The following is a 13159-nucleotide window of genomic DNA, read 5'->3' as shown; positions in this document are numbered from 1 at the left end:
CTTTGCCGTGGAGGGCACCCTCATGGACGCTTGACCCATGAGGGTGCCCTCCATGAGGTTCGACGACTTCTCCGGTGTCGTGCTGGTCAGCCGCGGTGACGAGACGCTGCTCGCCCATGCGTCCGGGTACGCGCACATCGCCTACGGCGTCGAGAACACGATCGACACCCGGTTCGCGATCGCCAGCGGCACCAAGGGGTTCACCGCGCTGGTCGTCATCGGGCTCATCGCCGAGGGGCGCCTCGAGCTGTCGACGAGAGCGCGTGACGTCCTCGGCGACGACCTGCCGCTGATCGACGAGCGCGTGACGGTCGAGCACCTGCTGACGCACACGTCCGGCATCGGCGACTACTGCGACGAGGAAGCGGACCCACCGCCACCACCCACCCCGCTCCTCGCCACGTCGGCCGACTACCTCGCCGCCCTCGACGGGTATCCGCAGGTCTCCCCGCCCGGCACGGAGTTCCGGTACAACAACGGCGCGTTCGCCGTTCTCGGCCTGATCGCCGAACGGATCGCGGGCATACCTTTCGCCGACCTCGTGTGGACGCGTGTCACCGAGCCCGCCGGGATGACCGACACGGCGTTCCTCCGCTCGGACGCGCTGCCCGCCGGGACGGCCACCGGCTACCTGGAAGACGGCCGCACCAACGTGTTCAGCCTGCCCGTCGTCGGGCACGGCGACGGCGGGATCTACAGCACCGCATCGGACTTCCGGAAGTTCTGGCCCGCCCTGTTCGACGGCCGGATCGTGCCGCGGAAGTGGGTCGACCGGCTGCAGCGCGCGGAGGGCTACGGGCTCGGCTTCTGGCTGCCGCGGCCGGGTGTGGTGCACCTGAACGGCGGCGACCACGGCGTCACGTTCTGGAGCACGCACCAGCCGTCGTCCGGGCTCACGGCCACCCTGATCTCGAACGACCACCGAGGTGGCGGGCCGCTCCTGCGGCGGCTGGACGAGTTCTTCACCGAGGCTTGACACCTTCGGGGACCCAGGCTACTTTCGGCGAATTCAATGGTCTGGCCGCATACCTTTCAAGAGGTGCTCGATGGACGTTTCCGACCAGCAGACCACCCCCGACCACGACGACGACAGCGCCCGCCTGCACCAGCTGGGGTACGCGCAAGAGCTCAAACGGACGATGTCGGCGTTCTCGAACTTCGCCGTCTCCTTCACGATCATCTCGATCCTCTCCGGCTGCCTCACGCTTTACAAGTTCGGCATGCAGACCGGCGGACCGGCCGCGATGATCTGGGGCTGGCCGCTGGTCGGCGTGTTCGTCGTGCTGGTCGGGCTCGGCATGGCCGAGGTCTGCTCCAGCTACCCGACCGCCGGCGGGCTCTACTACTGGGCCGCGAAACTGGCCCCGGCCAAGTCCGGCCCGGCGTGGTCGTGGTTCACCGGCTGGTTCAACCTGATCGGGCAGATCGCGGTCACCGCGGGCATCGACTTCGGCGCGGCGCTGTTCCTCAACGCGTTCCTCGACCTGCAGTTCGGCTTCGAGGCGACGGCCGGGCACACGATCCTGCTGCTGGTGATCATCCTGGTCCTGCACGGCCTGCTGAACACCTTCGGCGTGCGGCTGGTCGCGATCCTCAACAACGTCAGCGTGTGGTGGCACGTGCTCGGCGTGCTGGTGATCGTCGGCGTGCTGTTCTTCGTGCCGGACAAGCACCAGGACGCGTCGTTCGTCTTCGGCAGCTTCGTCAACCAGACCGGCTGGGGTTCGTCGATCTACGTCTTCGCGCTCGGGCTGCTGGTCGCGCAGTACACGCTGACCGGGTACGACGCTTCGGCGCACATGACCGAGGAAACGAAGAACGCGGCCAAGGCCGGCCCGCGCGGCATCGTGACGTCGATCGTGGTCTCGCTGGTCGCGGGCTGGATCCTGCTGATCGGCCTGACGTTCGCGATCCAGGACTACGACGGCGCGGTCAACTCCGCCACCGGCGTGCCGCCCGCGCAGATCTTCATCGACGCCACCGGCGCGGTCACCGGCAAGTTCCTGCTGCTGATCTGCATCGGCGCCCAGCTGTTCTGCGGCATGGCGTCGGTGACGGCGAACTCGCGGATGATCTACGCGTTCGCCCGTGACGGCGCCATCCCGGGTTCGGGCTTCTGGCACAAGATCAACAAGCGCACGCAGACGCCGACCAACGCCGTGTGGCTCGCCGCGGGCGGCGCGCTGATCCTGGCCCTGCCGTACCTGTGGAGCGCGACGGCCTACGCGGCGGTGACGTCGATCGCCGTGGTGGGGTTGTACGTGGCTTACGTGATCCCGGTGTTCCTGCGGGTCCGCCGCGGCGACTCGTTCGAGCCGGGGCCGTGGTCGCTCGGCCGCTGGGGCAAGCCGGTCGGCATCGTCGCGACGATCTGGGTCGTGCTGATCTTCTTCCTGTTCATGCTCCCGCAGGTTTCACCGGTCACGGCGAACTCGTTCAACTACACGCCGATCGCCTTCCTCGTCGTCCTCGGCGGCGCGGGGCTGTGGTGGGTGCTCTCGGCCCGCAAGTGGTTCACGGGGCCGAAGGTCCAGGGTTCCGAGGCGGAACTGGCTGCGGTCGAGCAGGAACTGAAGGAGCTGGGCTGACGTCGTCGCGGGCCGGGCTGCGGCGGCCGGGACGGACCACCGTCACGGCCGCCGCGCCCAGCGCGCCGACGCCCGCGAACGCGTAGAAGCCCCACGGGTACGCGATTCCCGCCGTCAGCAGCGCGCCGCCGAGGATCGGGCCGGAGATCGCGCCGATCCGGCCGATGCCGGCGGACCAGCCGAGACCGGTCGCGCGGATCGCGTCCGGGTAGATCCGGCCGATGTAGGCGTACACGAGCACCTGCGCGCTGAACACGAAACACCCGGTCAAGAACACCGTCGCGTACAGCCCGACGGCGGTCAGCTTCACGCTCAGCAGCGCGAGGAACAACGCGCCCGCGCAGAACCAGGCGATCGCCGACGGGCGGATGCCGACGCGGTCGGCGACTCGCCCCGCGACGAGCAGGCCCACGATGCCGCCGACGTTGAGCGTCAGCAGCAGGCTCAACGCGGCGCCGAGCGGATAGCCGGCTTGCCGCATGATCTCCGGCAGCCAGGTGTTGAGCCCGTAGACCAGCAGCAGCCCCATGAACGACGTCACCCAGAACGCGATCGTCGCGCGCAGCAGACCACCGTGGAACAGGCCGGCGACGGCGTGCCCGGCCGACCGCTCGGTCTCGCGGACCCGCTGGAACGTCACGGACTCCGGCAGGAACTTCAGCATCAGCGGGATCAGCACGACGGCCGGGACCGCGCCGGCGACGAACATCGCGCGCCAGCCCAGCGGCGAGATCAGCACGATGCCCAGCAGCGCGGTCAGCACCGCGCCGACGTGGTAGCCGGTCATCACCGTGGTCGTGGCGCTGCCCGCCTTGCCGTGGCGCGCGTACTCCGTGACGAGCGTGATGGCCGTCGGCAGGCAGCCGCCGAGGCCCAGGCCGGCGACGAACCGCAGCAGGCCGAAGACGAACGTGGACGGCGCGAAGGCGCACAGCAACGTGCACAGCGAGAACAGCGCCACGGAGATGATCAGGGACTTCCGGCGGCCGATGACGTCGGTGACCGTGCCGATCGCCAGGCCGCCCAGCATCATCCCGGCGAGCCCGACGGTCGACACGACCGAGGCCGTGGCGGGCGTCAGGCCCCAGACGTGGCCGCGAAGCAGCACGGGCAGCACGCTGCCGAGGACGACCAGGTCGAACCCGTCCAGCAGGACGGCGGTCCAGGCCAGGGGCACGACCCAGGAGCGGGTGCCAGGGGACATGGGAACCTCCGGTGGTGCGTCGGTGCACGGCTTCCGCACACGTGTGCGGATTGCGAACGAGTATGCAGAGCACCCCCGACGGAATCCATCGCACTTCCACTCGCCGGAAGCCGAGCAGGGCCGCGCGACCTGCGGAAAGATCGCCCGAGTGGAAATTTGACGTTGGTGGGCGTGCTCGCGGGTTCGCTGGCCCTCACGGCCTTCGCCCGGCGCTACAACCTGTCCGCGCCGCTGCTCGTGGTGGTCGTCGCGCTCGGCGTCGCGCTGATCCCCGGCGTGCCGCGGCTGGAGCTGCAGCCGGAGCTGATCCTCACCGTCGTGCTGCCGCCGCTGCTGTACTCGACGTCGCTCGAGAGCTCGCTGACGCACTTCAAGACGAACCTGCGCCCGATCGTCGCGCTCGGCGTCGTGCTGGTCGCCGTGACCGCGGTGGTCGTCGCCGTCGTCGTGCACCTGCTGTGACATCCGGGGCTTCGCCCCGGGCCGGGGGCTCCGCCACCCGGAACCCCCGTAGAAGCCGCTGCTGCCGGACGTGCCGTTCGCGTCGGCGCTCGTCCTCGGCGCCGTCGTCGCGCCGCCGGACGCGGTGACGGCGGTGGCGATCGGGCGCAAGCTCGGCCTGCCGCGGCGGGTGATGGCCGTGCTGACCGGCGAAAGCCTGGTCAACGACGCCGCCGCGCTGACGCTGTACAAGGTCGCGCTCGCCGCCGTCGCGGGCACGGCGGGCTCGGCCGGGCACGGGTTCGCGGTGTTCGGCGTGGCGACCGTGGTGGGCATCGCGGCCGGCCTGGCGATCGGCGGGGTCGTCGTGCTGATCCGGCGGCAGCTCGACGACCCGCTGATGGAGTCGGCGTTCGGGATCATCGTCCCCTTCGCCGCGTACGTCACCGCCGAGCACCTGCACCCCTTCAGCGACGGCTTCAGCGGCTCCGGCGTGCTCGCCGTCGTCGCGGCGGGCCTCTTCCTGGGCCACCGCTCGATCCACGCGTCTCCCGCGACGCGCATGCAGGACCGGTCCGTGTGGGCGTCCGTCGACGTCCTGCTGGAAGCGCTGGTGTTCGCGCTCATGGGGCTGCAGCTGCCGTTCGTGCTCGAGGGCGCGCAGCACGCGGCGCGCGACGACGGGACGCTCGCGCTGGTCGCGGTGGCCGTGCTCGGCGTGACGATGCTGGTGCGGATCCCGGCGGTGTTCGTCTCCGCCTACCTCCCGCAGACGGTGCGGCTGTTCGGCCGCGACCGCGCCGCGCCGTCGTGGCGGACCCTGGCCGTCGTGTCGTGGACCGGCATGCGCGGCGTCGTCACGCTCGCCGCCGCGGCCGGTGTCCCGGCGGACACCCCGGGCCGCGCGGAAATCCAGCTGTTCGCGTTCGCGGTCGCCGTCGGCACGGTGCTGATCCAGCGGCTGACGCTGCCGCCGCTGATCCGGGCCCTGAAGGTCGAGGACCCTTCGGAGGCGTCGCGGGACGAAGCGGAGGAACTCGCCGCGCGCGAAGTCGCGAAGAAGGCCGCGCACGAACGGCTGCGCGAGATCGGCCGTGAGCGGCTGGCCTCACTGGATCTGCCGCCCGAGCGGATCACCACGCTCAAGGAGCGGCTGGAACGGCTGATCGACATGCGGTACCGGTTCGCCAAGGCGGCGATCACGCTCTCCGGCGAGGAACAGTCCGGCAGCCCGCAGGCGCAGTTCGCGAAGGCCCGGCGCGAGCTGCTGATCACCCAGCGCAAGGCGATGATCGAGGAGAACCGCGCGGGCCGGCTCGACGACGAGGTGCTGCGGAAGGTGCTGCGGGAGCTGGATCTGGAGGAGCTGTCGGTGTCGGCCACTCTCACGAACCGCATGGGCTGAGCAAGCGCTTCCGCATCGCGAGCACCCGCGCTCCCACCGCGTGAGAACCCGAGCGGGCGGCCGTGAATTCGCTCACCCTGAAGCAAATCCCGATCTTCAGGAGAGCCCATGTCGCTGACCGACGTCATCGAAGGCACCCGCAAGGCCGTCGACGCCGACCCGCACAACGCCGCCGCTTCCTTCAGCGTCGGCAACGTCCTGAAGCCCGGCACCGCGACCGAAGTCGCCGTCAAGGTGCGGGGCCACGAGTTCACCGTCGACGAGCCGCCGTCGCTCGGCGGGGCCGACCACGCCGCCAACCCCGTCGAGTACGCGCTCGCCGCCCTCGGCTCCTGCCAGGTGATCACCTACCAGTTCTGGGCGGCGAAGCGCGGGATCCCGCTCGACTCGATCAAGGTCACCGTCGACGGCGACCTCGATCTGCACGGCTTCTTCGGCTTCTCCCTCAACACCCGCCCCGGCTTCGGGGACGTCCGCGTGTCCGTCGAGCTCGAGGGACCGGCGGACCGGGAGCGCTACGAAGACCTCAAGCGCGAGGTCGACGAGCACTGCCCGGTGCTCGACCTGTTCCGCAACGAAACGCCGGTCAGCACGAAGCTGACCTGAACGAGCCTCAGACGAACTGGTGCCGCACGATCGTCTGCTCGCGGCCCGGGCCGACGCCGATCGCGGAAATCCGGGCGCCCGACAGCTCTTCCAGGCGCTCGACGTACGCGCGGGCGTTCGCCGGGAGCTCCTCGAACGTGCGGCACGCCGAGATGTCCTCGAACCAGCCCGGGTGCTCTTCGTAGATCGGGATCGCGTGGTGCACGTCGGTCTGCGTCATCGGCATGTCCTGCGTGCGGAATCCGTCGACTTCGTAGCCGACGCACACCGGAACCTTCTCCAGGCCGGACAACACGTCCAGCTTCGTGAGGAAGTAGTCGGTGATGCCGTTGACGCGCACCGCGTACCGCGCGATCACCGCGTCGAACCAGCCGGTGCGCCGCGAGCGGCCCGTCGTGACGCCGAACTCGCCGCCCTGCTTGCGCAGGTACTCGCCCGACTCGTCGTGCAGCTCGGTCGGGAACGGGCCGGAGCCGACGCGCGTGGTGTAGGCCTTGAGGATGCCGAGCACCGTCGTGATGCGGCCCGGCCCGATGCCGGAGCCGGCGCTCGCGCCGCCGGACGTCGGGTTCGACGACGTCACGAACGGGTAGGTGCCGTGGTCGACGTCGAGCAGCGTGCCCTGTGAGCCTTCCAGCAGCACGGTTTCGCCGCGCTCCAGCGCCTGGTTGAGCTGCAGGCGCGTGTCGGCGATGCGGTGCGCGAACTTCTCGCCGGCGGCCAGCACCTCGTCGGCGACCTGGTCGGCGTCGAGCGCCTTGCGGTTGTAGACCTTCACCAGCACCTGGTTCTTGAACTCCAGCGCGGCTTCGACCTTCTGGCGGAAGATCTTCTCGTCGAGCAGGTCCTGCACGCGGACGCCGACGCGGGCGATCTTGTCCTGGTAGCACGGCCCGATGCCGCGGCCGGTGGTGCCGATCTTGCGGCTGCCGAGGTACCGCTCGGTGACTTTGTCGATGGCCACGTGGTACGGCATGATCAGGTGCGCGTCGGCCGAGATCAGCAGCTTGGACGTGTCGACGTCCCGCGCTTCCAGCCCGGACAGCTCTTCCAGCAGCACACCGGGATCCACCACCACGCCGTTGCCGATGACGTTCGTCACGCCGGGGGTGAGGATGCCGGAGGGGATGAGGTGCAGGGCGAAGTTCTCGCCGTTCGGCAGGACGACCGTGTGACCGGCGTTGTTGCCGCCCTGGTAGCGGACGACCCACTGGACGCGGTCACCCATCAGGTCGGTGGCCTTGCCCTTGCCTTCGTCTCCCCATTGGGCACCGATGAGCACGATGGCCGGCATGTGACACTCCAGGTGTTCGAGGACGTGAGGTTTAGTGTCCCGGACGGACACCGGTGGCGCTGCTAAATGCCGGTGCATGAGCGTAACGGAGGACCCGCGGGTGCGCGGAATAGTGGTGGCTTGTGGCGACGGAGCGGCGGGCTTCGAGGAGGTCGACGACGTCGAGTCGATCCGCGTGCCGAGCCTGCCCGGCAAGGCGGAAATCGACCCCTTGCTGGGCGAACACGATCACCTGGTCGTCTCCGGCACGGACGCCGACCTCGCCGCGGTCGTGCTGCGCCTGCTCCGCAAGGACGCGCTCTCCGGCGTGTCGGTCGGGTTCGTGCCGTCGTCGCCGGACTCGTCCGTCGGCGCGCTCTGGGGGCTGCCGAAGACGCCGCTGCGTGCTCTCGCGCTCGCTCTGCGCGGCGAGGTCGACCCGGTGCCGCTGATCCGCGACGACGTCGGCGGCGTGCTCGTCGGGCGCGGGCAGCTCCGGCTCGTCCGCGGCGTCGCCTACGCCGACGAGCAGGTGGCGCTGCGGGGGCCGGCCGCGTCGATCGAGGTGACGCCCGACCCGGGCGGCCCGGGCCTGGCCGTCCGCGTCGTCAAGGGCACGATCTTCAAGCGGCCGACGACGCTGTACTCGCGGGCGTTCCAGATCGGCTGCATCCCGACCCGGCCGGTGCGCGACGACGTCGTCTACGAGCGCGCGGTGAACAAGTGGACCTGGTACCGGCACACCGAAGACCTGCGGTTGGTCCGCGGCGCCGTTTGAGCCCCCGACTTTCGGATGAAAGTTCGACATCGGGCTGACGTCCGGCGCGTAAGCCCCAGACATCGCAAAACCGGGCAATTCGGTGACTGATTGCCCGGTTTGACGGTGTTTCCTGCGGTATCCGCGGCGTATTGCCGCAAGGGTGTCACCTCGCGTTAACAAGGGGTCACCCACAAGTGTTGCCTCACTGCCACTTCCGTGTTTGATGGTTATTCGGTCCCCACCGATGACACGGAGGCAGTCGCATGCCCACCATTCGTGCTTTTTATTGTTCCTTTACCACGATCGCCGCGATCGCCGTTTTGTCCGGCAGCGTCGCCGGCGTCGCCGACGCGGCGCCCGCGGCGACCGGATCCACCTGCTCGCAGGCCTATCTGCCACTGCCGGACCCGTCCTGCACGCCGGGCGCCCTCAACCCGGACGTCACGCAGTCGACGATCGGCTCGACCATTTGCGTTTCGGGTTGGACCGCGACGGTCCGCCCATCGACTTCCTACACCAACAAGCTGAAGGTGCAGGGCATCGCGAACTACGGCTATTCCGACACGAGCCTTTCCGACTACGAAGAGGACCATTTCCTCCCGCTCGAATTGGGCGGCGCGCCGAAGGACCCGAAGAACCTCTGGCCGGAACCGCACTCGGGCGACGAGAATTCCTCTTCGAAGGACAGTGTGGAAAACAAGGTGAAGAAGGCCGTGTGCGCGGACCAGGTCACCCTGACGGACGCACAAAACGCCATGCTCACCGACTGGACGACAGCCGAGTCGGTACTGGGGATCGGCTGACCAGGGCGAACGAGCCAGGCCGGGTGGGGGCCGCCCACCCGGCCCGGCTCGTTCGCGGAAACTACCTACTGCTGACGGGCAATTCGGCGACGACTCGCGACAACTGCATCGCGAGGAGTTAACCTGCCACCTATACGTGTTGTACGCGCCACTCTCCTGCCTCAGGGTTAGCTGTCCCCACTTCTGACCCGGAGGCGGCAAGATGCCAACCAGGCGTGCTGTTCGTCATTCGTTCACCATTCTCGCCGTAACCGCGGCGCTGTCCGGCACCTTCGCCGGCGTCGCGGACGCGACCCCGCCGGGAATCCCGTCGGCCACCACGGCGAAGTCCGACCTCGCGGCGCTGACCGTCAAGGCCGACGGCTCGCAGACCGGCTACAGCCGGGACAAGTTCCCGCACTGGATCGACCAGGGCAACAGCTGCAACACCCGCGAAGTGGTGCTGAAGCGCGACGGCACGAACGTGGTGACCGACTCGAGCTGCGCCGCGACCTCCGGCAAGTGGGTCAGCCCGTACGACGGCACGACCTGGACCGCGGCGTCCGATGTGGACATCGACCACGTCGTGCCGCTGGCCGACGCGTGGCGCACCGGCGCGTCGTCGTGGACGACCGCGCAGCGCCAGGCGTTCGCGAACGACCTCACCGACCCGCAGCTGATCGCCGTGACGGACAACGTCAACCAGGAGAAGGGCGACAAGTCGCCCGACGCGTGGAAGCCGCCGCTCGTGAGCTACTGGTGCACCTACGCGAAGATGTGGGTCGCGGTGAAGCACAAGTTCAAGCTGACGATCAACTCCGCCGAGAAGACCGCCCTGACGGACATGCTCAACCGCTGCTGACGCCGGTACGCTCGGGCGGTGCGGATCCTCTTCACGTGCCGCCCGGCATACGGCCACCTCTTTCCCCTGCTGCCGCTGGCGAACGCGGCGCGCGCGGCCGGGCACGACGTCGTGTTCGGCACCGGCGAGGCGTTCGTGCCCAAGGTGCGTGAGCTCGGCTTCGCGGCCCACCGCGTCGGCATTTCGATCGGCGACGCGGAAACCGAAGCCAAGCGGCGGCACGGCGAGGACGCCGGCTTCTTCGACGTCGCCATCACGATGTTCGCCGAGCTGCTGCCGCAGGCGACCCTCGACGACCTGACGCCGCTGCTCCCCGGGCTTCGGCCCGATCTGGTGGTCTACGAGCAGAGCGATGTCGGCACCGGAATCGCGGCCCGCCGGGCGGGCCTCCCCGTCGTCTCGGTCGTGATCGGACGGTCGATGCCGCCGGAGGTCCTGGCCGTCGCGACCGAACGGCTGCGGCCGCTCTGGGGCACCCTGCCCGCGGACGCCCTGTTCGGCGACACCTGCGTCGACGTCTGGCCCGACAGCGTCCGCGACCCGGGCACGGCGGCGGTGCCGAAGGTGTTCCGGATGCGCCCGACGCCGTTCGATCCCGACGTCCCGCTGCCGGCCCTCCCGGACGACGGCTTCGTCTACCTCACGCTGGGCACGGTGGTCTTCGGCGCGACCCAGGTGCTGCGCGGGGCGATCCGCGCGCTGTCCCGGCTGGACGCGGACGTGCTGGTGGCGGTGGGTCCCGGCGACCCGGCACTGCTGGGCGAGCTGCCGGAGCGGGTGCGGGTGGCGGGCTTCGTGCCGCAGGCCGAAGTGCTGAAGCACGCGGGACTGGTGGTGCACCACGGCGGCTCGGGGACGGTGCTCGCCACGCTCGCCACCGGCCTGCCGCAGCTGATCCTGCCCCAGGGCGCCGACCAGTTCGCCAACGCGGAAAACCTGTCGGCGCTCGGCGCGGCGAAGGCCCTGGTGGGCGACGCCATCCGGATCGACGCGATCGAGGCGGCCGCCCGCGAACTGCTGGACGACCCGGCGGCCCGCGACATCGCGCGCGGTATCGCGGCCGAGATCGCCGGAATGCCGTCACCCGAACAGGTTCTCGACGAGTTGGTCGCCTGGAGCCGGGAGACGTAGTGAATGACTCATTCCTGTCGTCGGACGACAGGAATGAGTCATTCACTCCATCGCGGCCAGCGTCAGGATTTCCCGCGCCACGGCGTCGTTCTGGCGGAAGGACGGCGCGTTCGTCCGCGGCCGGGAGAACGCCGCCGCCGAGCGGGCGCTCGTGTGCGGGCCCACCGCGAAAAGGCGCGGGTGGGGGCGGCCGGTGCCGTCGAGCAGGCGGGAGTCCGAGACGCGCGTGTGGATCCGGCCCGACGGCAGGAGCGCGCCCGTCACCGGGTCCACCACTGTCTCTTCGGCCAGCTCGCCCGCATCGCGCAACTGCCGGAGCAGGCCGTCGGCCGCGCGGGTTACGCTCGGGCCCGGCAGCCGCGCTTCGATGAGCGTGCGAGCCTCGACGGTCTCCGGGTGGCTCGTGCCGGACGCCACGAAGACGCCGTGTTCCGCGGTCACCCGCATCTCCGCGCCCACGAAGGAAACCAGGGCCTGCCTCGTGGAGGGCCAGCAGCTCCTCCAAGCGGCGTGGCGGCGGTCCGCTCGCATAGTACGAGAAGAACCCGTGGAACCAACCATCCACATCGGACACCTGCGAGACGGCGTCCAACCGTCCCGTGTGGACCAAAGCGGGCAGCTGGGAATACACCGACAGCAGCGCCGTGAACGCGCCGAGGTCGGCACTGGACTCCGGGTCGGCCCGGCGCGCCAGGTCGGCTTCGACGTACTCCCGCAGTTCCTTGCCGAACTCCTCCGCCGAGCCGAACTCGCGGCCCGCCATCGGGCGGTCCAGCCGGTCGAGGTCGAGCCGGTCGGCCTCGGCGGGCACCGCCCGCGCGACGAGGTCCCGCATGCCCGGCGAAGCCCAGTCCAGGTCGGCGAAAGCGTCGGCGAACACGGCGAAGTCCAGGCACACCCGGTCCGGGTGCCCGGTGAACAGCTCGTGGTAGTAGCCCCAGGCCAGCTCCTTCGCGACCAGCGGCCAGACGTCGCGGCGGAAATCGAGGACGTCCCCGGCCAGCGCGTCGATGGCGTAGGCGTCGAAGAACCGGGGCAGCCGCAACGGTTTCCCGCGCGGCCGGTAGCCGATCTTCGCGTGGTAGGGCACCCCGCGCCGCGAACCCACGTGCAGCACCGGCTCGGCGCCGCTCGGGTGGTAGCGCAGACCGCCGCACGCCGGCTCCTCGAACCGGCCGCCGCGGCCCTCGGTCAGCAGCAGCATCAGGTCGACGAAGGCCAGCCCGAACCCCCGGACCAGCACGGTTTCCCCGGGTTCGATGCCGGAGTAGTCGACGTCGGCGGTGTAGCCGGCCGGGTAGTAGGAGAGCCCGTGGCGCGCGGCGAACGACGCCAGCTCGCGCTCCCGCTCGTCCGGCTCGGCGTCGAGGTGCCCGACGGTGAACAGGACGGCGTCCGCGGACACCGTCGAACCGTCGGACAGGCTGACGTCGCCGCCGTCCACCCCGACCGCCCGGGCCGCGTGCTCGACGACGTCGATGCCGTCAGGCAGGTCCTCGACGACGGCCTGGTACACCCACCTCAGGTAGGCGCTCTGCAGCCGCCGGGTGGGGAAGTCGAAGGGGTCGAGCGCCGTCAGCTCGGCGACGACGTCGGACGGCACGTCGGCGTCGAGCCCGCCGTCCCGCACCTTCCGCGCCCACTCCAGCAGGGACGGGCCCGGCCGCACCGGGCCCGCCATCTTCACCGAGTCGTCGGTGAACATCGTGACGTCCTCGGGCATGGAGTTCATCCGCAGCAGCGGCGACTGGTCGTACCGCCACACCCGGCCGGGCCCTGGCGGGAAGGGGTCGATCAGGTGCACCTCGAGCCGCCGGCCGCCGAGCAGCTCCGCGGCGTTCGCGCCGAGCCGCTCGAGGACGCCGACCCCACGGGGTCCGGCGCCCACGACAGCGAGGGTGAACGGCGGAAGATCGGCCACGGAACCGAAGCTACGCCGGGGTTCCGGCGGCAACGGCGCTTCCCACACTGCGGAACTGGCCCCTGGCCCGCCGCCGGAGGGCTTGGCGGCCGCCGCGTCCGGACGGCCCAACCTCGCACCCGCCACCAATCGCATCCGCTCGCGGCTCCGAATCCCCCGGGCACACCGGCGAAAGGAGCGGATTTG

9 protein-coding genes and 2 pseudogenes are annotated in these 13159 nt (G+C 70.2%); 8 read left to right on the top strand and 3 right to left on the bottom strand.

The genetic code is table 11. The features are described from left to right. The first annotated feature begins 52 nt into the window (after positions 1 to 52). Positions 53 to 976, top strand: coding sequence for a serine hydrolase domain-containing protein (locus CF165_RS03895; RefSeq protein WP_240521441.1), 924 nt, complete (start codon positions 53 to 55; stop codon positions 974 to 976). A 70-nt stretch (positions 977 to 1046) separates the two neighbouring features. Beyond that, complete coding sequence (locus CF165_RS03890; protein WP_093946020.1) at positions 1047 to 2588, top strand: amino acid permease; 1542 nt, start codon at positions 1047 to 1049, stop codon at positions 2586 to 2588. Here the strand turns inward: CF165_RS03890 and CF165_RS03885 are convergent. Beyond that, entirely contained in the window at positions 2515 to 3792 is a 1278-nt protein-coding gene (locus CF165_RS03885; protein WP_093946019.1) for an MFS transporter, read from the bottom strand. The two genes, CF165_RS03890 and CF165_RS03885, sit on opposite strands and share 74 nt — an antisense overlap. Before the next feature lie 156 nt (positions 3793 to 3948). Between CF165_RS03885 and CF165_RS03880 the strand changes: the two are divergent. After that, positions 3949 to 5638, top strand: a pseudogene (locus CF165_RS03880) (cation:proton antiporter). 108 nt (positions 5639 to 5746) lie between these two features. Further along, a complete protein-coding gene (locus CF165_RS03875; RefSeq protein WP_093946018.1) occupies positions 5747 to 6244 on the top strand; it encodes an OsmC family protein in 498 nt (165 codons plus the stop codon). 7 nt (positions 6245 to 6251) lie between these two features. Here CF165_RS03875 and CF165_RS03870 read toward each other — a convergent pair whose 3' ends face one another. Continuing rightward, the gene (locus tag CF165_RS03870) at positions 6252 to 7538 is read right to left on the bottom strand and encodes an adenylosuccinate synthase (RefSeq protein WP_093946017.1); all 1287 of its coding nucleotides are present in this window, start codon (positions 7536 to 7538) and stop codon (positions 6252 to 6254) included. Positions 7539 to 7614: 76 nt separating this feature from the next. Between CF165_RS03870 and CF165_RS03865 the strand changes: the two genes are divergently transcribed. From CF165_RS03865 to CF165_RS03850, 4 genes are all read left to right on the top strand, one after another. Next, on the top strand, positions 7615 to 8295 hold the full coding sequence (locus CF165_RS03865) for a hypothetical protein (protein WP_439098490.1): 681 nt from the start codon (positions 7615 to 7617) through the stop codon (positions 8293 to 8295). 245 nt (positions 8296 to 8540) lie between these two features. Beyond that, positions 8541 to 9080, top strand: a complete 540-nt coding sequence (locus tag CF165_RS03860; protein ID WP_093946015.1) for a hypothetical protein — start codon at positions 8541 to 8543, stop codon at positions 9078 to 9080. A 202-nt stretch (positions 9081 to 9282) separates the two neighbouring features. Next, positions 9283 to 9921: an HNH endonuclease family protein gene (locus CF165_RS03855; protein ID WP_205660757.1), complete on the top strand. Its 639-nt coding sequence runs from the start codon at positions 9283 to 9285 to the stop codon at positions 9919 to 9921. A gap of 18 nt (positions 9922 to 9939) precedes the next feature. Then, a complete protein-coding gene (locus CF165_RS03850; protein WP_093946014.1) occupies positions 9940 to 11052 on the top strand; it encodes a glycosyltransferase in 1113 nt (370 codons plus the stop codon). Positions 11053 to 11094: 42 nt separating this feature from the next. Here the strand turns inward: CF165_RS03850 and CF165_RS03845 are convergent. After that, a pseudogene (locus tag CF165_RS03845) lies at positions 11095 to 12973 on the bottom strand (FAD/NAD(P)-binding protein). Between the last annotated feature and the right edge of the window lie 186 nt (positions 12974 to 13159).

Source organism: Amycolatopsis vastitatis, from assembly GCF_002234595.1.
Classification (GTDB): Bacteria; Actinomycetota; Actinomycetes; order Mycobacteriales; family Pseudonocardiaceae; genus Amycolatopsis; species Amycolatopsis vastitatis.
This window is presented reverse-complemented; position numbering and strand designations above follow the sequence as displayed.

Bases quoted from the DNA above. Each gene is read 5' to 3' on its own strand.
- CF165_RS03895 (WP_240521441.1), top strand. From the start codon at position 53: ATGAGGTTCGACGACTTCTCCGGTGTCGTGCTGGTCAGCCGCGGTGAC.
- CF165_RS03890 (WP_093946020.1), top strand. From the start codon at position 1,047: ATGGACGTTTCCGACCAGCAGACCACCCCCGACCACGACGACGACAGC.
- CF165_RS03885 (WP_093946019.1), bottom strand. From the start codon at position 3,792: ATGTCCCCTGGCACCCGCTCCTGGGTCGTGCCCCTGGCCTGGACCGCC.
- CF165_RS03875 (WP_093946018.1), top strand. From the start codon at position 5,747: ATGTCGCTGACCGACGTCATCGAAGGCACCCGCAAGGCCGTCGACGCC.
- CF165_RS03870 (WP_093946017.1), bottom strand. From the start codon at position 7,538: ATGCCGGCCATCGTGCTCATCGGTGCCCAATGGGGAGACGAAGGCAAG.
- CF165_RS03865 (WP_439098490.1), top strand. From the start codon at position 7,615: ATGAGCGTAACGGAGGACCCGCGGGTGCGCGGAATAGTGGTGGCTTGT.
- CF165_RS03860 (WP_093946015.1), top strand. From the start codon at position 8,541: ATGCCCACCATTCGTGCTTTTTATTGTTCCTTTACCACGATCGCCGCG.
- CF165_RS03855 (WP_205660757.1), top strand. From the start codon at position 9,283: ATGCCAACCAGGCGTGCTGTTCGTCATTCGTTCACCATTCTCGCCGTA.